Raw genomic sequence first — 20,365 nt, 5'->3', positions numbered from 1 at the left:
GCCCCGTGGCAGCGCCGCCGCGGAGCGCAGCCGTGAAGCGACATGGCCCGGAGCCGCCGGGCGTCCTGCCGATCGGCGGCCTCTGAAGCGCGTCGCCGTCGGGACTCGGTGTCGCATCCGTCGCTCCGGGGTCCGCCGACCTCACCGCCGAAGGAGTGGGCGTCGTGACCGCGGAGACCTCCCAGACGCTCGACCGGGGACTGCGTGTCCTCAAGTTGCTGGCCGACACCGACCACGGGCTGACCGTCACCGAGCTTTCCAACAAACTGGGCGTCAACCGGACCGTGGTGTACCGGTTGCTCGCCACGCTGGAGCAGCACGCGCTCGTACGGCGTGATCTGGGCGGCCGTGCCAGGGTCGGGCTCGGGGTGCTGCGGCTCGGCCGGCAGGTGCATCCGCTGGTACGGGAGGCGGCGCTGCCCGCGCTCCGGTCGCTCGCCGAGGACATCGGGGCGACGGCGCATCTGACCCTGGTGGACGGGACCGAGGCGCTGGCCGTCGCGGTGGTCGAGCCGACCTGGACGGACTACCACGTGGCCTACCGGGCCGGTTTCCGCCATCCGCTGGACCGGGGTGCCGCGGGCCGGGCGATTCTCTCCGCCCGGCAGTCGCCGCAGGCCGACCCCGGGTACACCCTGACCCACGGGGAGCTGGAGGCGGGTGCCTGCGGGGCCGCGGCGCCCCTCGTCGGCGTGACGGGGGTCGAGGGCAGTGTGGGCGTGGTGATGCTGGCGGACGCCGTGCCGGAGCGGGTGGGGCCACGGGTGATGGACGCGGCCCGGGAGGTCGCGGAGGCACTGCGCTGAGCTGTGGTGGGCCGCCACCGAGGGGTCACGTAGATTGATTGCGTGCTCTCACGTCTCACGCGTTCCCAGGCCGTCGCCGTCTGCGCCCTGCCCGTCGTGGCCCTGCTCGCCACGGCGGTTTTCGCGCCGCTGCCGTTCTCGGTGGCGCAGCCCGGGATGACGGCGGACGTGCTCGGCAAGAACCGGAGCACCCGGGTGATCACCGTCTCGGGGGCGCCGGCCCGGGACACCAGCGGGCAGTTGCGGATGACGACCATCGAGGCGACCGGCCCGGACACCCGGGTGTCGCTCGCGGACGTGCTCGGCAACTGGTTCCGCACGGACCGGGCCGTGATGCCCCGGGACGCGGTCTACCCGAGCGGGAACAGCGTCAAGGACATCGAGAAGTACAACGCGAAGCAGATGCGCCAGTCCCAGGACGCGGCGACCCAGGCGGCGCTGAAGTACCTGGACCTGAGCCCCGACAAGGTCAAGGTCCGGCTGAAGCTCGCCGACGTGGGCGGGCCGAGCGCGGGGCTGCTGTTCACCCTGGGGATCATCGACACCCTGGACGGCGACGGCCGCGGCGGTGACCTCACGGGTGGCCGCACCATCGCCGGTACGGGCACGATCGACGCGGCCGGCAAGGTCGGCGCGGTGGGCGGGGTGGCCCTGAAGACCCAGGCCGCCCGGCGGGACGGGGCCACCGTCTTCCTGGTGCCGAAGGCCGAGTGCGCCGACGCCAAGTCGGAGCTGCCGAAGGGCCTGCGGCTGGTCCCGGTGACCACGCTCGAGGGCGCGGTGAACTCCCTGGTGGCCCTGGAGAAGGGCAAGGGCGGGGTCCCGAGCTGCTAGGGCCCTTCCGCTCTAGCAGGCGGCCTGGACCGGCCTGGGGGCCGCGGCGAGCCGCAGGCCGAGTTCGACCAGCGTCCAGCCGACGCGGGTGCGCAGTTCGACCGGGGGCCTGGCCTCGGCGGTGAGGTGGTGCGCGGCGGCCGCCGCGCGCAGGTCGGCTTTGCATCGACTTCTTGGTACGGCTGTTCCGGGGCGGTCGGGCCGGGAGGAACGGCTACTTCACGAACCCCTCCGCCTTCATCCAGTCCAGTGCCACCTGGTGCGGATCCTGACCGTCGACGTCCACCCGGGCGTTCAGCGTCTGCGCCACCGAGTTGTCCAGCCTGGCGTTGACCGGTTCGATGACCTTCGCGATGGCCGGCCACTTCTCCAGCACCCGGCTGTTGACCACCGGCGTCGCGTTGTAGTTGGGGAAGAACTTCTTGTCGTCCGCCATCACCACCAGGTTCATCGACTTGATGCGCCCGTCGGTGGTGAACACCTCCCCGTAGGTGCACGCCCCCTTCGCCACCTGGGTGTAGATGATCCCGGTGTCCATCTGCGTGACGTTCTTCGCCGGCACGCTCATCCCGTACGCCTTCTCCATGCCGGGCAGCCCGTCCGCCCGGTTGGCGAACTCGGCCTCCACGCACAGGGTGACCGCTCCCGGATCCTTCTTGGACAGCGCGGCCACCTCGGACAGCGTTCTCGTGCCGTACCTCTTGAAGTTGGCCTGGTTCATGGCGAGCGCGTAGGTGTTGTCGAGCTTCGACGGCTCCAGCCAGGTCAGCCCGTTCTTCAGGTCCGCCGCGCGCACCGCCTCCCACTGCTTGCGCGGGTCGGGGATCGGCCGGCTGTTGCCCAGGTAGGTGATCCAGCCCGTGCCCGTGTACTCGTACTGCGCGTCCGCGTCCCCGTTCTTGACCGCCTCCCGCGAACCGATGGAGCCCTGGATGCCGGTCCGGTCCAGGACGTCCGCGCCGGCGGCCTGGAAGGCGATCCCCATGATCGCGCCGAGGATGAGCTGCTCGGTGAACTCCTTGGAGGTGACGGTGAGATGGGCGCCCTTCAGCGGCTCGCCCGCCCCGATGGACCCCGGCCGGACGTCGTCGACCATCGGGGAGCCGCTGGTCAGCCCGCAGCCGGACGGTACGACGAGCAGCGTGGCCAGCAGCACCGACACCCGGCGCCTCATGCTCCCGCCTCGAGACCGCGCGGCCGGAGCATGACCTCCGCCAGCGACGCCAGCCAGTCGACCAGCAGGGCGAGGGCGATGGTGAGGAGGGCGCCGAGCACCAGGACCGGCATGCGCTGGGTGGTGATACCGGTGGTGATCAGCACGCCCAGGCCGCCGCCCCCGCCGAAGGTCGCCAGGGTCGCCGTACCGACGTTGAGGACCAGCGCCGTACGGATGCCGGCGAGGATCAGCGGGACGGCGAGGGGCAGTTCGACACGGGTGAGGACCCCGAGGGGGGACATGCCGATGCCGCGGGCCGCCTCCAGCAGCGTCGGGTCGTTGGCCTTCAGGCCGGCGATGGTGTTGGCCAGCACGGGCAGCACGGCGTAGACGATGATGCCGATCAGGGCCGCCCTGGTGCCCGTCCCCAGCACGATCACCAGCAGCGCCAGCAGGCCGATCGCCGGAGTCGCCTGGCCCATGTTGGCGATCGTCATCGCCAGCGGGGTCGCCTTCCGCATGGCCCCGCGGGTGAGCAGGATGCCCAGCGGGATCGCGATGATCAGCACGAAGAACGTCGAGATCACCGTCAACTGCACGTGCTGCCAGAGCGCCTTGGAGACCTGGCCGCCCGAGAGCGCGTTCCGCGAGATCGTGTCCAGGTCCGCCTGGCGGAACCACAGCCAGGTCCCCAGCAGCAGCAGGATCAGGAGCGCGGGCAGGACGGTCAGCCGCTGCCAGGTGAACCGGCGCGCGGGCGGGCGCTGCCGGGGCGGCGGGGCCTCCTGCTCCGCCTCGCCCCCGTCACGGACGGGCAGCCCCTCGACCTCGTGCTCGCCCCCGGGCCGCTGCTCGGTGCTCACGCCTTCGTCTCCCCTCCGTGCCCTTCCTGCTCGAAATGGGTCTGCTGGCTGCGGGCCTCCTCCAGCTCGGCCTGTGCCTCCATGGCCTCCAGCCGGTCGGCCTCCAGCAGTTCGTGCACGGAGTTCATCAGCGTCTCCATGTCCACGACGCCGATGTACGCCCCGCGCCGCCCGGTCACGGCGACCCGTCCGGCGTTGTCCGTGAGCACCGCCTCCAGCGCGTCGCGCAGGGTCGCGTCCCGGGTCACCGTGTCGTGCACCAGCGTGCCCGCACGGGCCAGCGAGCCGCGGGCCCGCATCAGGTCGCCGCGCCGCAGCCACTTGTAGGGGCGGCGCCGCTTGTCGAGCAGCAGGATCTCGTTGGTGCCGCCGCCGCGCAGCAACCCGAAGATCTGCTGCAGCGGGGTGTCCACGGTCACCGTCGGGTAGTCCCGCATCTCCACGTCCCGGACCCGGGTCAGGTTGAGCCGCTTCAGGGCCGCGCCCGCGCCGACGAAACCGGAGACGAAGTCGTCGGCCGGGTTCGTCAGGATGGCCTCCGGGGTGTCGAACTGGGCGATGTGCGAGTGCTCGCGCAGGACGGCGATCCGGTCGCCCAGCTTGATCGCCTCGTCGAAGTCGTGGGTGACGAAGACGATCGTCTTGTGCAGCTCGCGCTGGAGCCGGATCAGCTCGTCCTGGAGGTGGTCGCGGGTGATCGGGTCGACCGCGCCGAACGGCTCGTCCATCAGCAGCACCGGGGGATCGGCGGCCAGCGCCCGGGCCACGCCGACGCGCTGCTGCTGGCCGCCGGAGAGCTGGCGCGGATAGCGGTCGCGGAACTCGCCGGGGTCCAGTCCGACGAGGTCCAGCATCTCCTCGACCCGCTCGCGCACACGCCCCTTCGGCCAGCCGACCATCCGCGGCACCAGGGCGATGTTCTGCGCGACCGTCATGTGCGGGAACAGGCCCGAGGACTGGATGGCGTACCCGACCTTGCGGCGCAGCCGCACCGGGTCGATACGGGTGACGTCCTCGCCGTCGATGCGGATGCGGCCGCCGGTCGGCTCGATCAGCCGGTTGATCATCTTCAGCGTCGTGGACTTCCCGCAGCCCGACGGCCCGACGAAGATCACCGTCTCGCCGGCCTTGATCTCCATGCTGACGTTGTCCACGGCCGGCTGCGGATTGCCCGGGTAGCGCTTGGTCAGGTTCTCCAGCTCGATCGTGGCGCCGTGCGTGGAGGTCGTCTCAGCCACGGATCCCCCTGGGAATGGTCAGCCGGCCGAGAAGCACGTACGCGGCGTCGAACAGCAGGGCGAGGATGACGATGCCGATCGTGCCGGCGAGCACCTGGTTGAGGGCGTTCTTGCTGCCCAGCGAGGCCAGCCCGCGGAAGATCTCGTTGCCCAGGCCGGGGCCGGAGGCGTATGCGGCGATGGCCGCGATGCCCATCAGCATCTGCGTGGCGACCCGGATGCCGGTCAGGATGGGCGGCCAGGCCAGGGGCAGCTCGACACGCAGCAGCCGCGCCGGCCGCGACATGCCGATCCCGCGGGCCGCGTCCACCAGCGCCGGATCGACGCCGCGCAGGCCCACGATGGAGTTCCGCACGATCGGCAGCAGTCCGTACAGGATCAGCGCGATCACGGTGGGCGCCACCCCGAGGCCCACGATCGGGATGAGCAGGCCGATCATCGCGAGCGAGGGAATGGTCAGGAAGGTCGCCGTGGTCGTGGTGGCGAGGTTGCCCGCCCACTCGGAGTGGTAGGTGGCGACCCCGAGCAGCACACCCAGGACGGTCGCCACGACCATGCACTGGAAGACCGCGCTGGCGTGCTGGTAGGCGTCCGCGAGCAGTTGCTGGTGCCGGCTGCCCAGGTACTCCCAGAAGCTCACGCGCCCTCACCCCAGCTCGTCGGAACCTTTCCGGTCGTCCGAGCCGCGCGCGTTCACCGGCCCCCGGCTCACTCGCCGTCGGCGGCCTGCTCCACCAGCGGGATGATCCGCAGCGGAACGGGGTTCTCCATGACGATCGCCGTGGAGGCCCGGACGATGCCATCAAAACCGACGACCCGGTCGATCACCCGCTGGAGATCGGCGTTGGAGCGGGCCACGAGCCGGCACAGCATGTCTCCGCTGCCGGTGGTGGTCAGCAGCTCCAGCACCTCCGGCACGGTCGCCAAGTGTGCTCTCACGTCGGCCCCTTGACCCTGCCGGATCTGCAGCGTGGCGAACGCGGTGACCGGGTAGCCGAGGGCCGCCGGGTCCACCTGGGGCCCGAAGCCGCGGATGACTCCATTCGACTGAAGACGGTCCAGACGCGCCTGCACCGTCCCCCGGGCGACGCCGAGCCGCCGGGACATCTCCAGCACTCCGATCCGCGGCTCCCGCGCCAGCAGCACGATGATCCGGCCGTCCAGGCGATCGATCGCCACAGCACCTCCCGGGGGATGGTCATCCTGTACAGAAAGCCCGCCTACACGGCCGTTGGGCTGAACACATTGCCCAGTGATTAAGCGAACTATTGCGCACCTTGCAGGTGCGGTCCACCCTTCCGCTATGACGCAGACCACAGACCACACTCCCGACACCGCACGGCAGGCCGACCCCTTCCCGGTCAAGGGAATGGACGCGGTCGTCTTCGCCGTGGGCAACGCCAAGCAGGCCGCGCACTACTACTCCAGCGCCTTCGGCATGAAGCTGGTCGCCTACTCCGGACCGGAGAACGGCAGCCGCGAGACCGCTAGTTACGTGCTGGAGAACGGCTCGGCACGGTTCGTCCTCACCTCGGTGATCAAGCCGAGCAGCCCCTGGGGCCACTTCATCGCCCAGCACGTGGCCGAGCACGGCGACGGCGTCGTCGACCTGGCCATCGAGGTCCCGGACGCGCGCGCCGCCCACGCCTACGCCGTCGAACACGGCGCCCGCTCGGTCACCGAGCCGTACGAGATGAAGGACGAGCACGGCACCGTCGTCCTCGCCGCCATCGCCACCTACGGCGAGACCCGCCACACCCTGGTGGAGCGCACCGGCTACGACGGCCCGTACCTGCCCGGCTACGTGGCGGCCGAGCCGATGGTCGCGCAGCCCGCCCAGCGCACCTTCCAGGCCGTCGACCACTGCGTCGGCAACGTCGAACTCGGCCGGATGAACGAGTGGGTCGAGTTCTACAACAAGGTCATGGGCTTCACGAACATGAAGGAGTTCGTGGGCGACGACATCGCCACCGAGTACAGCGCGCTGATGTCGAAGGTCGTCGCGGACGGCACCCTCAAGGTGAAGTTCCCGATCAACGAGCCCGCGATCGCCAAGAAGAAGTCCCAGATCGACGAGTACCTGGAGTTCTACGGCGGCGCCGGTGTCCAGCACATCGCGCTGAACACCAACGACATCGTCCAGACGGTACGGACGATGCGCGCGGCCGGTGTCCAGTTCCTCGACACCCCGGACTCCTACTACGACACCCTCGGCGAGTGGGTCGGTGACACCCGCGTGCCCGTGGACACCCTGCGCGAGCTGAAGATCCTCGCCGACCGCGACGAGGACGGCTACCTGCTGCAGATCTTCACCAAGCCGGTCCAGGACAAGCCGACCGTGTTCTTCGAACTGATCGAGCGGCACGGCTCGATGGGCTTCGGCAAGGGCAACTTCAAGGCCCTGTTCGAGGCGATCGAGCGCGAGCAGGAGAAGCGGGGCAACCTGTAGCGGCGTCCCTCAGGACATGTCGTCCGGCGCGGGCTCGTCGGGAATCCCCCCGAGCCCTCGCAGGGCCTCGCTCGCCGCGGCGGCCCCGAGCGGCGAGAAGTACGGGTTGATCCGCAGCGCCTCCTCGAGGTGCCGCCGGGCCGGCCCGGCCAGCTCCAGCTCGCGTTCGATCATGCCCCGGTGGTACGCGTACAGGGCGCTGAGCACCCCGCCGCCCTTCGCCTTGTCCGTCGCGGCCGAGGCGTAGGTCAGCGCCTCGGTGTCCTCGCCGGCCCGGTGCAGCGCCCAGCCGAGGGCGTCGGCCACCTCGATCCCGGGCTGGCGCCGCCACTCCTCGCGGAGCCGCTCCACCGCGTCCTCCGCGTCGGCGTGGTCCGCCTCGAACTGCCCGATCAGCAGCTCCTCGTCGACCCCGCCCGCCACCGACCGCCGGACCTGCTCACGCAGCAGGGCGTAACTCTGCTCGGCGTCCTCGTACCGGCCCAGCGACTCGTACAGCTCGCCCAGCTCCATCGCGTCCCGCGCGTCCGGCTGCCGGGCCATGGCCGCCCGGTACGCGGCCACCGCCTCGTCGGTGCGGCCCAGTGCGGCCAGCGCCCGGCCCTTCCCGGACAGCGCGGCCCGCCGGCCGGGTTCCAGCCGTACGGCCGCCTCGAAGTGCCGCAGCGCGTCCTCCCGGTCGCCCCGCTCCCAGGCGAGCTGGCCCACCCCGGTCAGATACGCGGCCTGCTCGGCGGGGGTGCGGGCGGCCGCCGCCGCGTCCGTCAGCTGGGCCGCGGAGTCCTCGCGCCAGCCCCGGTCCCGGTAGACGGCCGAGGCCCGCGCCATCACCGCCGGCCGGTCGGCCGCCCCGGTGCGCAGCCCCAGCAGCTTGTCCAGGGCGCCCCGGGCCGCCTTGTAGTCGCCGAGCCCGGTGTAGGCGTCGATCAGCGGCGGATACGCCGACCAGCGCTTCGGGGTCAGCTTCAGCGCCTGCTCGCCGTACCGTTTCGCCGCCGGGAAGTCCCGCCGCGCGTTCGCCAGCGCGGCCAGCCCGCCCAGTGCCGCCGCCCGCTCCGCCGGCCGGGTGCCGGCCACCTCCAGCGAGGTCCGCAGTGCCCGGTCCGCCTTCGGGAAGTCCGCCGCGTCGGCGGCTGTCCGCCCCCGCTGCACATACGCGGACCCCAGCACCGCCCAGGCCCGCGCGTCCCGGGGCCGGGCCCGTACCGCGCCCTCCTGCTGCCCGATCAGCGCCGTCAGGTCCGGCAGCGCGGCCGGCACCCCGGAGGTGACCGCGGCGGCCGTCAGCGCGGGCGCCTGTGCCCGCGGGCCGGCGGCGGGCGCGGGCGCCCGGTGGTGCGCGGGCCTGGGCGGCAGCAGCATCAGCGCGCCGCCCGCCGCGGCCGAGCCCGCCAGCACGGTGACCAGCAGGCGGCGCAGCAGGCGCCGGGCGCGGCGGGGCGGGGGCGGCTCGGCCACCAGCGATGTACCGGGGGCGGAGCTGCCGTACGGTCGGATCTCCATACCGCTCACTGTGCGGCAGTGCACCGGGCACATCCGGGTGGCCCAAGGACGGCACGGACGGGGTTCACACCGATGGCCCCCGAGTGTCACGCTGTGATCGTGAGCCGTATCGAAGCGCCCCGCGACGAAGTGACGAGCAACCTCACCGACCGGCTCCTGGCCGGCCTGCCCCCCGAGGCCGTCCTGACCGATCCCGACGTCACGGCCTCCTACGCCAACGACATGGCGAGCTTCTGCCCGTCCGGCGCCCCGGCCGTGGTCGTGCTGCCGCGCACCGTCGAGCAGGTGCAGCACGTCATGCGGACCGCGACCGAGCTGCGCGTCCCCGTGGTCCCGCAGGGTGCCCGCACGGGCCTGTCCGGCGGCGCCAACGCCACCGACGGCTCCATCGTGCTGTCCCTGACCCGGATGGACCGCATCCTGGAGATCAGCCCGGTCGACCGGATCGCCGTCGTCGAACCGGGTGTCGTCAACGCGGCGCTCTCCCGCGAGGTGGGCGAGCACGGCCTGTACTACCCGCCGGACCCGTCGAGCTGGGAGACGTGCACCATCGGGGGCAACATCGGCACCGCCTCCGGCGGACTGTGCTGCGTGAAGTACGGGGTCACGGCCGAGTACGTGCTCGGCCTCGACGTCGTCCTCGCCGACGGCCGGCTGATGTCCACCGGCCGGCGCACCGCCAAGGGGGTGGCGGGCTACGACCTGACCCGCCTGTTCGTCGGATCCGAGGGTTCCCTCGGCGTCGTCGTGCGGGCCGTGCTGGCGCTGAAGCCGAAGCCGCCCCCGCAGCTCGTGCTGGCCGCCGAGTTCGCCTCGTCGGCCGCCGCCTGCGACGCCGTCTGCCGGATCATGGAGGGCGGGCATGTGCCGTCCCTCCTCGAACTGATGGACCGTACGACCGTCAAGGCGGTCAACGACCTCGCCCACATGGGTCTGCCGGAGACCACCGAGGCGCTGCTGCTGGCCGCCTTCGACACCCCGGACCCCGCCGCCGACCTCGCCGCCCTCGGCGCGCTGTGCGAGGCGGCCGGAGCCACCCAGGTGGTCCCTGCCGAGGACGCCGCCGAGTCCGAACTCCTGATGCAGGCCCGGCGGCTCTCGCTGACCGCGCTGGAGGCGGTCAAGGGCACGACGATGATCGACGACGTGTGCGTGCCCCGCTCGAAGCTCGGCGCGATGCTCGAGGGCGTCGAGCGGATCGCCGCCGAGTACGGCCTCACCATCGGCGTCTGCGCGCACGCCGGAGACGGCAACACCCACCCCACCGTCTGCTTCGACGCCCAGGACGTCGACGAGTCCCGGCGGGCCCGCGAGTCCTTCGACGAGATCATGGCGCTCGGCCTGGAACTCGGCGGCACCATCACCGGCGAGCACGGTGTGGGCGTGCTCAAGAAGGAGTGGCTGGCGCGGGAGATCGGGCCGGTCGGCGTGGAGATGCAGCGCGCGGTGAAGCGGGTCTTCGACCCGCTCGGCATCCTCAACCCGGGCAAGCTCTTCTGAGCCGCCGCCGGGTGTCACCGGGCGAGCAGCTCGTCGAGCGCGTCGTCGATGCCGAGCTGCCCCTCCTCGGTGCCCGGCGGCACCGCCCGCAGCGTCCGCTCCAGCCAGGCGGTGACCGGTGTGGCCGGCAGCTCCAGCAGGGCGTCGCCGTCCGGCGAACTCAGCGCGATCAGGACGACGCCACGGCCCTCGGCCTTCGTCGGCCACACCCGCACGTCGCCGTGTCCGCACGGCCGGAATACCCCGTCCACCAGAAGCTCCCGGGCGAACGTCCACTCGACGGGCTGCTCGGAGTTGGTGTGGAAGGTGAGGTGCACGGCGTAGGGGTCGCCGGACCGGTAACCCAGCCGGGCCGGCACCGGGACGCTCCGCTCGGGCGACAGGACGAGCTGGATCTCCAGCTCCCGTTCCACCACGGTCTGCTGCATGACCTGTGTTTCCTCTCTTCCGGGGCCGCTTCCGAGTGGGCCCGCACCGGGGGAGAGGGGGCAGGGGCACGATCATTACGCGGGTTCGGGGAAGTTTCTCCGGCCGGGTGCGGGATCCGTGGACGGCGTTGCCCGGAAAGGGGTGGGTACGGCGGGACTGGCGGTGCGGCATGCGCCGGTCTGATAGATGTGGAGCCCCTTACCACCCCCGAGCAGATACGGGACGACGGACATGAGCGCCCCAACCCCGGCCCCCGGTGACGACAGGCCCCGCGAGGGCTACTACCCGGACCCGTCCATCCCCGGCTACGTCCGGTACTGGAACGGCGCCTCCTGGGTGCCGGGCACCAGCCGGCCGGCGCCGCGGGACGGCGAACCGCTCAACCCGCCGCCCGGGTTCCACCCGCCGGTCCCGGCCGTGGAGGAGACGGGCCCGCACTTCTTCGACGAGGACCCGCAGCCGGGACCCGCCGCCGAGCGGCCCGACCAGCGGCAGGCGTCCGCCTGGGGCGCCGACCCGCGGGTCCCCGCGGACACCCCGTCCCAGCCGGCCGGGCACGCCGCCCGTACCGACGGCACGGCGTCGATCCCGCCGGCCGAGGACGAGCCCGACCCCAGCGGCACCTTCATCTTCCGCCGGCCGGTCCCGGGTCCCGCGGCCGTCCAGGACTCCGGCACCATGACGTTCCGTCAGGTTCCTGGGCAGGGACAGAACCCGGCCCAGGGCCGGCAGTCCGGCACGCCCGCGGCCTCCGCCCCCGAAGCGGGCGGCGCCCCCGGTACCGCCGGCACCCCTGGTTTCGGCCCGGCCGTCACGGGTTCCGGTGGCCAGGCCTCCGGGGGCTTCGGCACCCAGGGGCCCGCCGTGGCGCCGCAGGCGGGTCCGGGAGGCGCCGCCGGGTCCGGCGGCGGGGGTGCGCAGGGCCCGGCCGCGGGCCCCGGCTTCGGCGCCGGGAAGGCCGCCGCCGCGCGTGCCGCGGGCGCACAGAGCCCGCAGCCGCCCCAGGTCTCGGCGGCCCCGGCGGCCGCGGCCTCCGCCGTGCCCCAGCAGGCCGCACCCCAGCAGGCCGCACCCGAGTCGGCCGCACCCGAGTCGGCCGCACCCCAGTCGGCCGCGCCGCAGCCGGCCGCGCCGCAGCCGGCCGCGCCGCAGCAGGCCGCGTCCCAGCCGGCCGTGCCGCAGCAGTCGGCAGCCCGGCAGCCCGGCGGCTCCGGAACGCCGCTGACCGCCGGGCCCGGTGGCGGCCAGGCGTCCTGGGCGCAGCAGGTGCACCGGCTGGCCGGGGGAGCGGACGAGCAGCCCGTGGCGCCGTGGAAGCCGCCGGTCGAGGACCCGTTCCAGGCGGTGGCCCGCCGGCAGGCCGCGGCCCGTCCGGCCGGTCTCGGCAAGCGGTTCGCGGCCCGGCTGATCGACAACCTGGTCCTCGGCGCCGTCACCGCGGCCGCCGCCGTCCCGCTCGGCACCCAGGCGGTCGACCACATCCAGGACAAGATCGACGAGGCCAAGCTGTCCGGCCGCACCGTCACCGTCTGGCTGATCGACGGCACGACCGGCACCGCGCTCGGCATCGTCCTCGGCGTCCTGCTGGTCTTCGGCGTGCTGTACGAGGCGCTGCCCACCGCCAAGTGGGGCCGCACGCTGGGCAAGAAGCTGTGCGGGATCGAGGTCCGGGACATCGAGGGGCACGAGCCGCCGGGGTTCGGCGCGGCCCTGCGCCGCTGGCTGGTCTACAGCGTTCCCGGCCTGCTCGGCGTCGGCCTGCTCGGTGTGCTGTGGTGCCTGTTCGACCGGCCGTGGCGCCAGTGCTGGCACGACAAGGCGGCCCACACCTTCGTCGCGGACTGACCCGGACTGACCTGGACCGACGCGGACCGGCACGGACCGGCGCGGAGTGAGGGGGGCCGACGCGGGCCGGCGGGGCCCCGTAACCCGTACGGCCGCCTGCCGGATGCGGAGCCGCTGCGTTCGCGGTCCACTCGGGCACATGAGCAGTGAACCGCCCCCCGGCTCCGGCGCGGAGCCCCCCGAGGACGACCCGTTCAGGAAGCGGCCCCCGTCGGACCAGGGGGCGGGCTCGCCGTACGACAGCCCGTACGGCGACCGGCAGCCCCCGCCGCCCGGCGGCGGACAGCCGCCCCCCGGCGAGGGCGGGCAGCCCCCGCCGTCCTGGGGAGGACAGCAGCCGCCCCCCTACGGCGGTGGTGGTGAACCCCCCGGTGGTGGCGGCCCCTACGGGGGCGGCCCCCACGGCGCCGGGGGCCCCTACGGCGGTGGCCCGTACGGCGGCCCCGCCGACCCCCTGGCTGGCATGCCCCCGCTCGCGGACAGCGGCCGGCGCACCCTCGCCCGCATCATCGACATGATCCTCGTGGGCATCGTCGTCTGGCTGGTCACCTGGCCCCTCGGGGTGCACCAGTACGACGTGAACGGGAACCGGATGGAGGTCGGCCGGTCCCTCTGGCAGTCCTTCGTCGCCGCCGTCCTCTACGTCGCCTACGACACGATCCTGATCGCCAAGTCGGGGCAGACCCTCGGCAAGAAGTGGCTCAAGATGCGGGTGGCCAACCTGAACGACGGTGCCACGCCCTCGACGCAGACCTCGCTGGTCCGCGCCCTGGTGCTGTGGCTGCCGTTCGCCTTCTGCTGCGCCTGCGTCTGGACGGTGATCTGCGGCGGCTGGAGCTACTTCGACAAGCCGTACAAACAGGGCCTGCACGACAAGGCGGCCAAGACGGTGGAGGTCGACACCCGCTGAGGCGCGCGGGGTTCTGGTACGACAGCGGCGGGTTCGTGGATGCCACGGACCCGCCGCTCACGTGTGCGCCGTTCAGAGCGTGGTCGGGACCCGCTCGCTCTCCCGCGCCGCCTCGGCGGGCATCGCGACGGTGCGCGCCCTGGGCAGGGGCACCGTCATCGCGACGAGCAGCCCCAGGGCGAGCGCGGCCAGGGCGATGAAGGAGATCGCGAGGCCCGAACTCGCCTGCGACAGCAACAGCATGGCGAGTGTCGACAGGATCACGGTGCACGAACCGTAGGCGAGCTGTGCGGCGGTCGGACGAGGCATGGCAATCGTGTCCTCGGAACATCTCGGGGGATTCGGGGTGCCGTTCGACTCTCTTCGCGGTGCATGCCCGAGCAGCGCGCCCGGTAAGCATGACCTAACCCACGGTACCGGTGCACAGGGGGCGCACGGAGTCATGGGGTCCGGGAAGCGGACGGTCCCACGCGCCCGTCGGACGGCACCCACGGCGTTCGTAAAGCGAACCTGTTCTCCGCATAGTGCACTTGTCCTGCTCAAGTCAAGGTCTGTTTTTTCTTCTAAACCTCTAGTCAAATGACGTCACTTGATACACGCGTTGAACGTGCGCGCACGGAACTCTCCATCAAATGGGAACCCCCTGTCCGTGCAGCGCGGCGCGGGGGAGGAACTCAAGTGACCAGCAGACCCTGGACGTTCAGAGCCGCCGCCATAGGTGTGGCGCTCGCGACGGCCTCCGCCACCTACGCGACCTTCGCGGTCGCCGAGGCGAGCACCCAGGCCCCGTCGGCAGCCGCGAACCGGCACGACCCGGCCCCGGTGAAGCAGAAGGCCCACGACCTCGACGGCCCGCTGAGCAAGACGCAGCGCGCCCAGCGTCAGGAGGCCCTGAACCAGCTCATAGCAGGCAAGACGAAGGCCAAGGACCGCAACGGCTCGAAGGTCGTCCAGCTCAAGAGCAAGAAGGGCGACAGCAAGTACGTCGAGCTGAGCCGGGAGAAGACCGACAAGATCTTCACCATCCTGGTCGAGTTCGGCGACCAGACGGACCCCAAGTACGGGGGTACCGCCGGTCCGCTGCACAACACGATCGCCAAGCCGGACCGCAAGAAGGACAACTCGACGGCCTGGCAGCAGGACTACAACCAGAAGCACTTCCAGGACCTGTACTTCGGCACCAGCTCGAAGAAGGAGTCGCTGAAGAAGTACTACGAGAAGCAGTCCTCGGGCCGCTACTCGGTCGACGGCGAGGTCTCGGACTGGGTCAAGGTCCCGTACAACGAGGCCCGTTACGGCAACAACGCCTGCGGTCAGACCAACTGCTCCAGCGTGTGGAACGTCGTCCGCGACGGTCTGGGCGCCTGGGTCGCCGACCAGAAGAAGGCCGGCAAGTCCGACGCCGACATCAAGGCGGACCTGGCCAAGTACGACCAGTGGGACCGCTACGACTTCGACGGCGACGGCAACTTCAACGAGCCCGACGGCTACGTCGACCACTTCCAGCTCGTGCACGCCGGTGAGGACGAGTCCGCGGGCGGCGGCGCCCAGGGCACGGACGCCATCTGGGCGCACCGCTGGTACGCCTTCGGCACCGACGCCGGCGCAACCGGCCCCAGCGACAACAAGCTCGGCGGCACGCAGGTCGGCGACACCGGTGTCTGGGTCGGCGACTACACCATCCAGCCGGAGAACGGCGGCCTCGGTGTGTTCGCCCACGAGTACGGCCACGACCTCGGTCTGCCGGACGAGTACGACACCGCCGGCGGCGACAACTCCACCGGCTTCTGGACGCTGATGTCCTCCGGTTCCTGGCTGGGTACCGGCAAGGAGTCCATCGGCGACCTGCCCGGCGACATGAACGCCTGGGACAAGCTGCAGCTCGGCTGGCTGAACTACGACACCGCCAAGGCGGGCGTCAAGTCCTGGCACAAGCTGGGCGTCGCCGAGTACAACACCAAGTACCGCCAGGCGCTGGTCGTCTCGCTGCCGAACAAGGCCGTGAAGACCGAGATCGTCACCCCGGCCGAGGGCGCCACCCAGTGGTGGAGCGGCAGCGGCGACGACCTCAAGAACACCCTGACCCGCTCCGTGGACCTCACGGGCAAGACGTCGGCCACCCTCTCGCTCGACGGCTGGTACGACATCGAGTCCGAGTACGACTACCTCTACACCGAGGTGTCGACCGACGGTGGCGCCAACTGGACCGCCCTCGACGGCACGGTGGACGGCCAGGCCATCCCGCGTGACGCCTCCGGCAAGCCGGCCCTGACCGGCTCGGTCGACGGCTACAAGAAGCTGTCGTACTCGCTGGACGCCTACGCCGGCCAGAAGGTGCAGCTGCGCTTCCGCTACCAGACCGACGGTGGTGTGGCCCTGAAGGGCTTCACGGCCGACGAGATCACGGTGACGGCCGACGGCACGCCGGTGTTCTCCGACAACGCCGAGTCCGCGGACGCCGCTTGGACGGCCAACGGCTTCTCCCGCGTCGGTGCGTCCTTCACCAAGGACTACAAGCAGTACTACCTCGCCGAGAACCGCCAGTACGTCTCGTACGACAAGACCCTCAAGGTCGGTCCGTACAACTTCGGCTTCTCGTCGCGCCCGGACTGGGTGGAGCACTACCCGTACCAGAACGGCCTGCTGATCTGGAAGTGGGACACCTCCCAGGCGGACAACAACACGAACAGCACCAACGGTCACCCGGGCACCGGTCTGATCCTGCCCGTGGACGCGCACTACAAGGCGCTCAAGTGGTCCGACGGCACGCTGCTGCGCAACCGGATCCAGGCCTTCGACTCGACGTTCGGCCTGGACGCCACGGACGCGTTCACGCTGCACAAGGCCGACAAGGCGCTCAAGATCAAGTCGCAGAAGGGTGTGCCGGTCTTCAACGACCACACCAGCACCTACTACGACGCGTCGAACCCGACGGGCGGTGTCAAGATCACTGACACCAACACCAAGGTCAAGATCGTCAAGCAGAGCGGCGGCGGCACGACCATCGAGCTCGAAGTCGGCCCCGCGGTGAAGTAGCGGATATATCCGCAGGTCAAAAGCGTATCGGCGGTGACCCCCTGGCGGGTCGCCGCCGATCGTGTTTAGGTGCGTCCTGTGGCTCGCTTATTGACACCGACCGAAACGGGGATGTGACCGCATGGCCGCAGGAGGCTTCAGCAAACTGCCGAACGGCACGGTGGTGGTGGCACTCAACCTGCCCAGCCCCAGCCCGGCCGGCGGCTCCGCCGGGGTGCGCGTCCTGGTGCACGCCCAGAACCGCGCACGAGCCCTGACCAGGCTCCGCAACCTGGGTCTGCGCGCGATCTACCTGCGGGGAAACGCCGCCCCGCCGACCCCGGACGAGATCACGGCGGTGCTGCACCATCCCGACGGCCTGATATGGCGCACGGCTCCGGACAGCGATGTCACCGTGACCGAGCTGTGGCACCCGATCCGCGCCCTGCTGCGCGCACCTGCCGTGGCCCAGCGCGGCTGAGCACCCCGGGCGGGCCGCGGACAGCCTGGTCCGGCCTGATCCGAACGGAAGACCCTAGCCGCCGACCACCGGCTTGCCGGTGAGCTCCACCCCGGCCTCGCGCAGCTCCTCCAGGGCCCGCTCCGTCGTCTCCGGGGCGACGCCCGCGGTCAGGTCGAGGAGGATCTGCGTGCGGAAACCCTCCCGGAGCGCGTCCAGCGCGGTGGCCCGTACGCAGTGGTCGGTGGCTATGCCGACCACGTCCACCTCGTCGATGTGCCGGGCGCGCAGCCAGTCGGCCAGCGGGACGCCGTTCTCGTCGGCGCCCTCGAAGCCGCTGTAGGCCGCCGAGTACGCGCCCTTGTCGAACACCGCGTCCACCGCGCCGGAGGCGACGGCCGGCGCGAAGTTCGGGTGGAAGCCGACGCCCTCGGTGCCCGCGACGCAGTGCGCGGGCCAGGAGTGGACGAAGTCGGGGTCGTCGGCGAAGTGGCCGCCGGGCGCGATGTGGTGGTCTCGGGTGGCCACCACATGGCGGTACGCGGTGCCCCCGGCCTGCCCGATCAGCTCGGTGACGGCGGCGGCCACGTCGGCGCCGCCGGCCACCGCCAGGCTGCCTCCCTCGCAGAAGTCGTTCTGCACGTCTACGACGATCAAGGCGCGGCGCATGGTGGGTGTCCTTCGACTGTCCGGTTGAGTAACTGAGCCTAGAGACTTCGCGTGCCCTGCGGGAGGGGGTCGACGGGCGGGGGAGCGGCGGGCGTCCTGCTTTAGCTACCCGAGAGGCCCTGCGTGTACTCCGTCGGGAGGACGGGCTCGCCCCGGGAGAGCTGCGTCGCGGACAGCGGCAGGGCGGCGCGCACCGCGATGTGCCGGTCGCGGGGCACGTCCAGCGGCTCGCGCGCGACGACCTCGCCGTCCTCGATCAGCCGCACCAGGAGCTGCTGTCCGGCGAGCTCGTCGGGGACCGGTCCGGTGCCCACGACCTCGGCCTCCGCGACGCCGTCCCGGTCCAGCCGCCGCGCCGCCCACTTGCGGCCGCCGACGGAGGCCTTGCCCCCGCTGGACTTCTTCGCCACCGGCACCATCGGCGCCGCCGGGTCGGCGGAATCGGCCCGCGCGACCAGCTTGTAGACCATCGAGCACGTCGGGTGCCCGGAACCGGTCACGAGCTGGGTGCCGACGCCGTACGCGTCCACGGGCGCCGCCGCCAGCGAGGCGATGGCGTACTCGTCCAGGTCGGAGGTGACGACGATCTTCGTGCCGGTCGCGCCCAGCTCGTCGAGCTGCTGCCGCACCCGGTGCGCGACCAGCAGCAGGTCCCCGGAGTCGATGCGCACCGCGCCCAGTTCGGGCCCGGCCACCTCCACCGCCGTACGGACGGCCTCGGCGACGTCGTAGGTGTCCACCAGGAGCGTGGTGCCCCGGCCGAGGGACTCCACCTGGGCCTGGAAGGCGTCCCGCTCCCGGTCGTGCAGCAGGGTGAAGGCGTGCGCGGAGGTGCCGACGGTCGGGATGCCGTACCGGAAGCCGGCCGCGAGGTCCGAGGTGGTCGCGAAGCCCCCGACGTAGGCGGCCCGGGAGGCGGCCACGGCGGCCAGCTCGTGGGTGCGGCGGGCACCCATCTCGATCAGCGGCCGGTCGCCGGCGGCGGAGGCCATCCGGGACGCGGCGGCGGCGATCGCCGAGTCGTGGTTGAGGATGGACAGGATCACGGTCTCCAGCAGCACGCACTCGGCGAAGGAGCCCTCGACCCGCAGGATCGGCGAGCCCGGGAAGTACACCTCCCCCTCGGGGTAGCCCCACACATCGCCGCTGAAGCGGTAGCCGGCGAGCCACTTCAGGGTCTCCTCGTCGACGATCCCACGCTCCCGCAGGAAGCCGAGGACGCCCTCGTCGAAGCGGAAGTTCTCGACCGCGTCCAGCACCCGCCCGGTGCCCGCCACCACGCCGTAACGGCGCCCGTGGGGCAGCCGCCGGGTGAAGACCTCGAAGACGCTGCGGCGCTCGGCCGTACCCGCCTTCAGGGCGGCCTGCAGCATCGTGAGCTCGTACTGGTCCGTGAAGAGCGCCGTCGAGGGAACGTCCACCGGCAGCCCCAGGTCCGCCACGTCCACCACTACCTCCGTCAGCTCGTGACTGCCCGGCTACCCCAGGACCGGCCGGGGGCCCGGGGGTTGGCCCCCGGTAGGTGCAGCATGACGATGATGCTACCCCCATTTCGTCAGTGTGACGAATACTGTCGCGCGTGGCAGCATGGGCTGTGTGACGTCACCCGCGCCCGTAGAGATCGAACGCACCGAGTCGGCGGAGGAGGTCTTCGCCGTACCCGAGCCCGACGTCCCCTGGGTCACGATCGTGCACAACGACCCGGTCAACCTCATGAGCTATGTGACCTACGTGTTCCAGAGCTACTTCGGCTACCCGAAGGACAAGGCCACCAAGCTCATGCTCGACGTCCACCACAAGGGCCGGGCGGTCGTCTCCAGCGGTTCCCGCGAGGAGATGGAGCGCGACGTGCAGGCGATGCACGGCTACGGACTGTGGGCCACCCTCCAGCAGGACCGGAAGTAGCGATCCCCTCCATGCCCGGAACCTTCGAACCGATCCCCGGTGGCGGCGCGGCCGTCGCCCTCGACGACGTCGAGATCTCCATCATCCGGTCACTGGCCGTGCAGCTCCTGGAGCTCATCGGCCCCGGCCCCGCCGAGGGCGCCGCCGCCGACCCGCTGGCCGAGCTGTTCGCCGACGGACCGAGCGAGCCGCCCGCCGACCCGGTCCTCAGAAGGCTCTTCCCGGACGCCTACAGCGACCCCGAGCGGGAGCCCGGCTCGCCGGCCGAGGCGGAGGAGCGGCAGGCGTACTCCGCCGAGTTCCGCCGCTACACCGAGAACGACCTGCGCGCCGGCAAGCGGGAGAACGCGCTCGCGGTGATCCGCACCCTGGACGCGCTGAACGCCTCGGACGCGGGCGGGGCGGTCCTCAAGCTGTCCCCGGACGAGTCGCGCTGGTGGCTCGGCGCCCTCAACGACCTCCGGCTGGCGATCGGCGCCCGGCTGGAGATCACCGACGAGGACGACACCGAACTGCTCTACCGGCTGCCGGACGAGGACGCGCGCAAGCCGATGGTGATGGCCTATCTGTGGCTGGGCGGGCTCCAGGAAACGCTCGTGACGACCTTGATGCCCTGATCATCCTGATTTGGTGTTCGCTCAAAGGACACTCAAATCCGGATAACGATCGCGTCACCACTCCAGCCGGTTTTCACACATTCGGGCGCTCTTTGTCCGCTTCTCCCTGTGGGGTGCGTCACAACCGCCCCCTGTGCTCAATATTGCGGCCGTGATAAATCTTCAC

At 71.6% G+C, this 20,365-nt stretch carries 20 protein-coding genes; 10 read left to right on the top strand and 10 right to left on the bottom strand.

Annotated elements, in window-relative coordinates; translation table 11 throughout:
• The first annotated feature begins 164 nt into the window (after positions 1-164).
• Entirely contained in the window at positions 165-806 is a 642-nt protein-coding gene (locus ACZ6B1_RS07710) for an IclR family transcriptional regulator (protein ID WP_468775870.1), read from the top strand.
• 42 nt (positions 807-848) lie between these two features.
• The gene (locus ACZ6B1_RS07705; protein ID WP_468775868.1) at positions 849-1,640 is read left to right on the top strand and encodes a S16 family serine protease; all 792 of its coding nucleotides are present in this window, start codon (positions 849-851) and stop codon (positions 1,638-1,640) included.
• Positions 1,641-1,854: 214 nt separating this feature from the next.
• On the opposite strand, the gene ACZ6B1_RS07700 is transcribed toward ACZ6B1_RS07705, so the two are convergent.
• The 5 genes from ACZ6B1_RS07700 to ACZ6B1_RS07680 form a co-directional block, all read right to left on the bottom strand.
• Complete coding sequence (locus ACZ6B1_RS07700) at positions 1,855-2,814, bottom strand: glycine betaine ABC transporter substrate-binding protein (protein WP_468775866.1); 960 nt, start codon at positions 2,812-2,814, stop codon at positions 1,855-1,857.
• Positions 2,811-3,659: an ABC transporter permease gene (locus ACZ6B1_RS07695; protein ID WP_468775864.1), complete on the bottom strand. Its 849-nt coding sequence runs from the start codon at positions 3,657-3,659 to the stop codon at positions 2,811-2,813. The genes ACZ6B1_RS07700 and ACZ6B1_RS07695 overlap by 4 nt, the downstream gene beginning before the upstream one ends.
• Entirely contained in the window at positions 3,656-4,897 is a 1,242-nt protein-coding gene (locus tag ACZ6B1_RS07690; protein ID WP_468775863.1) for a betaine/proline/choline family ABC transporter ATP-binding protein, read from the bottom strand. Before ACZ6B1_RS07690 ends, ACZ6B1_RS07695 begins: the two co-directional genes overlap by 4 nt.
• Complete coding sequence (locus tag ACZ6B1_RS07685) at positions 4,890-5,537, bottom strand: ABC transporter permease (protein ID WP_468775861.1); 648 nt, start codon at positions 5,535-5,537, stop codon at positions 4,890-4,892. The genes ACZ6B1_RS07690 and ACZ6B1_RS07685 overlap by 8 nt, the downstream gene beginning before the upstream one ends.
• A gap of 68 nt (positions 5,538-5,605) precedes the next feature.
• Positions 5,606-6,076 (bottom strand): Lrp/AsnC family transcriptional regulator, encoded by a 471-nt coding sequence (locus tag ACZ6B1_RS07680; protein WP_199210734.1) that lies wholly within the window; start codon positions 6,074-6,076, stop codon positions 5,606-5,608.
• 124 nt (positions 6,077-6,200) lie between these two features.
• On the opposite strand from ACZ6B1_RS07680, the gene hppD reads away from it, so the two are divergent.
• Positions 6,201-7,346 (top strand): 4-hydroxyphenylpyruvate dioxygenase, encoded by a 1,146-nt coding sequence (hppD, locus tag ACZ6B1_RS07675; protein WP_468775859.1) that lies wholly within the window; start codon positions 6,201-6,203, stop codon positions 7,344-7,346.
• Between the two features lie 9 nt (positions 7,347-7,355).
• Here hppD and ACZ6B1_RS07670 read toward each other — a convergent pair whose 3' ends face one another.
• On the bottom strand, positions 7,356-8,849 hold the full coding sequence (locus ACZ6B1_RS07670) for a tetratricopeptide repeat protein (RefSeq protein WP_468775857.1): 1,494 nt from the start codon (positions 8,847-8,849) through the stop codon (positions 7,356-7,358).
• Between the two features lie 93 nt (positions 8,850-8,942).
• Here ACZ6B1_RS07670 and ACZ6B1_RS07665 point away from each other — a divergent pair, with 93 nt between their 5' ends.
• Positions 8,943-10,349, top strand: coding sequence for an FAD-binding oxidoreductase (locus ACZ6B1_RS07665; RefSeq protein WP_468775856.1), 1,407 nt, complete (start codon positions 8,943-8,945; stop codon positions 10,347-10,349).
• A gap of 14 nt (positions 10,350-10,363) precedes the next feature.
• On the opposite strand, the gene ACZ6B1_RS07660 is transcribed toward ACZ6B1_RS07665, so the two are convergent.
• Entirely contained in the window at positions 10,364-10,777 is a 414-nt protein-coding gene (locus ACZ6B1_RS07660) for an SsgA family sporulation/cell division regulator (protein ID WP_468775854.1), read from the bottom strand.
• 232 nt (positions 10,778-11,009) lie between these two features.
• Between ACZ6B1_RS07660 and ACZ6B1_RS07655 the strand changes: the two genes are divergently transcribed.
• Complete coding sequence (locus tag ACZ6B1_RS07655; RefSeq protein WP_468775852.1) at positions 11,010-12,623, top strand: RDD family protein; 1,614 nt, start codon at positions 11,010-11,012, stop codon at positions 12,621-12,623.
• A gap of 139 nt (positions 12,624-12,762) precedes the next feature.
• A complete protein-coding gene (locus ACZ6B1_RS07650) occupies positions 12,763-13,533 on the top strand; it encodes an RDD family protein (protein WP_468775850.1) in 771 nt (256 codons plus the stop codon).
• Between the two features lie 72 nt (positions 13,534-13,605).
• On the opposite strand, the gene ACZ6B1_RS07645 is transcribed toward ACZ6B1_RS07650, so the two are convergent.
• Positions 13,606-13,842 (bottom strand): hypothetical protein, encoded by a 237-nt coding sequence (locus ACZ6B1_RS07645; protein ID WP_468775848.1) that lies wholly within the window; start codon positions 13,840-13,842, stop codon positions 13,606-13,608.
• A gap of 369 nt (positions 13,843-14,211) precedes the next feature.
• On the opposite strand from ACZ6B1_RS07645, the gene ACZ6B1_RS07640 reads away from it, so the two are divergent.
• Positions 14,212-16,569 carry an immune inhibitor A domain-containing protein gene (locus tag ACZ6B1_RS07640; RefSeq protein WP_468775846.1) on the top strand — a complete coding sequence of 786 codons (2,358 nt, stop codon included), beginning with the start codon at positions 14,212-14,214 and terminating at the stop codon, positions 16,567-16,569.
• A gap of 121 nt (positions 16,570-16,690) precedes the next feature.
• On the top strand, positions 16,691-17,029 hold the full coding sequence (locus tag ACZ6B1_RS07635) for a hypothetical protein (protein ID WP_468775844.1): 339 nt from the start codon (positions 16,691-16,693) through the stop codon (positions 17,027-17,029).
• Positions 17,030-17,083: 54 nt separating this feature from the next.
• Here ACZ6B1_RS07635 and ACZ6B1_RS07630 read toward each other — a convergent pair whose 3' ends face one another.
• Together ACZ6B1_RS07630 and ACZ6B1_RS07625 are read right to left on the bottom strand one after the other, a co-directional pair.
• Positions 17,084-17,677: an isochorismatase family protein gene (locus ACZ6B1_RS07630; protein WP_468775842.1), complete on the bottom strand. Its 594-nt coding sequence runs from the start codon at positions 17,675-17,677 to the stop codon at positions 17,084-17,086.
• Positions 17,678-17,778: 101 nt separating this feature from the next.
• The gene (locus tag ACZ6B1_RS07625) at positions 17,779-19,125 is read right to left on the bottom strand and encodes a nicotinate phosphoribosyltransferase (protein ID WP_468775840.1); all 1,347 of its coding nucleotides are present in this window, start codon (positions 19,123-19,125) and stop codon (positions 17,779-17,781) included.
• Positions 19,126-19,264: 139 nt separating this feature from the next.
• Between ACZ6B1_RS07625 and clpS the strand changes: the two genes are divergently transcribed.
• The gene (gene clpS / locus ACZ6B1_RS07620; protein ID WP_351665270.1) at positions 19,265-19,582 is read left to right on the top strand and encodes an ATP-dependent Clp protease adapter ClpS; all 318 of its coding nucleotides are present in this window, start codon (positions 19,265-19,267) and stop codon (positions 19,580-19,582) included.
• An 11-nt stretch (positions 19,583-19,593) separates the two neighbouring features.
• On the top strand, positions 19,594-20,199 hold the full coding sequence (locus ACZ6B1_RS07615; RefSeq protein WP_468775838.1) for a DUF2017 domain-containing protein: 606 nt from the start codon (positions 19,594-19,596) through the stop codon (positions 20,197-20,199).
• Positions 20,200-20,365: the final 166 nt, after the last annotated feature.

It is taken from the genome of Streptomyces sp. NPDC041129, from assembly GCF_055592265.1.
Note: the sequence above shows the minus strand (reverse complement) of the source record. Positions and strands in the feature narration are given on the sequence as shown.

What these genes read in the sequence shown, in the direction of transcription:
- ACZ6B1_RS07700 (WP_468775866.1), bottom strand. Translation starts at nt 2,814, where the DNA reads ATGAGGCGCCGGGTGTCGGTGCTGCTGGCCACGCTGCTCGTCGTACCG.
- hppD (WP_468775859.1), top strand. Translation starts at nt 6,201, where the DNA reads ATGACGCAGACCACAGACCACACTCCCGACACCGCACGGCAGGCCGAC.
- ACZ6B1_RS07670 (WP_468775857.1), bottom strand. Translation starts at nt 8,849, where the DNA reads ATGGAGATCCGACCGTACGGCAGCTCCGCCCCCGGTACATCGCTGGTG.
- ACZ6B1_RS07660 (WP_468775854.1), bottom strand. Translation starts at nt 10,777, where the DNA reads ATGCAGCAGACCGTGGTGGAACGGGAGCTGGAGATCCAGCTCGTCCTG.
- ACZ6B1_RS07655 (WP_468775852.1), top strand. Translation starts at nt 11,010, where the DNA reads ATGAGCGCCCCAACCCCGGCCCCCGGTGACGACAGGCCCCGCGAGGGC.
- ACZ6B1_RS07650 (WP_468775850.1), top strand. Translation starts at nt 12,763, where the DNA reads ATGAGCAGTGAACCGCCCCCCGGCTCCGGCGCGGAGCCCCCCGAGGAC.
- ACZ6B1_RS07645 (WP_468775848.1), bottom strand. Translation starts at nt 13,842, where the DNA reads ATGCCTCGTCCGACCGCCGCACAGCTCGCCTACGGTTCGTGCACCGTG.
- ACZ6B1_RS07635 (WP_468775844.1), top strand. Translation starts at nt 16,691, where the DNA reads ATGGCCGCAGGAGGCTTCAGCAAACTGCCGAACGGCACGGTGGTGGTG.
- ACZ6B1_RS07630 (WP_468775842.1), bottom strand. Translation starts at nt 17,677, where the DNA reads ATGCGCCGCGCCTTGATCGTCGTAGACGTGCAGAACGACTTCTGCGAG.
- clpS (WP_351665270.1), top strand. Translation starts at nt 19,265, where the DNA reads ATGGGCTGTGTGACGTCACCCGCGCCCGTAGAGATCGAACGCACCGAG.
- ACZ6B1_RS07615 (WP_468775838.1), top strand. Translation starts at nt 19,594, where the DNA reads ATGCCCGGAACCTTCGAACCGATCCCCGGTGGCGGCGCGGCCGTCGCC.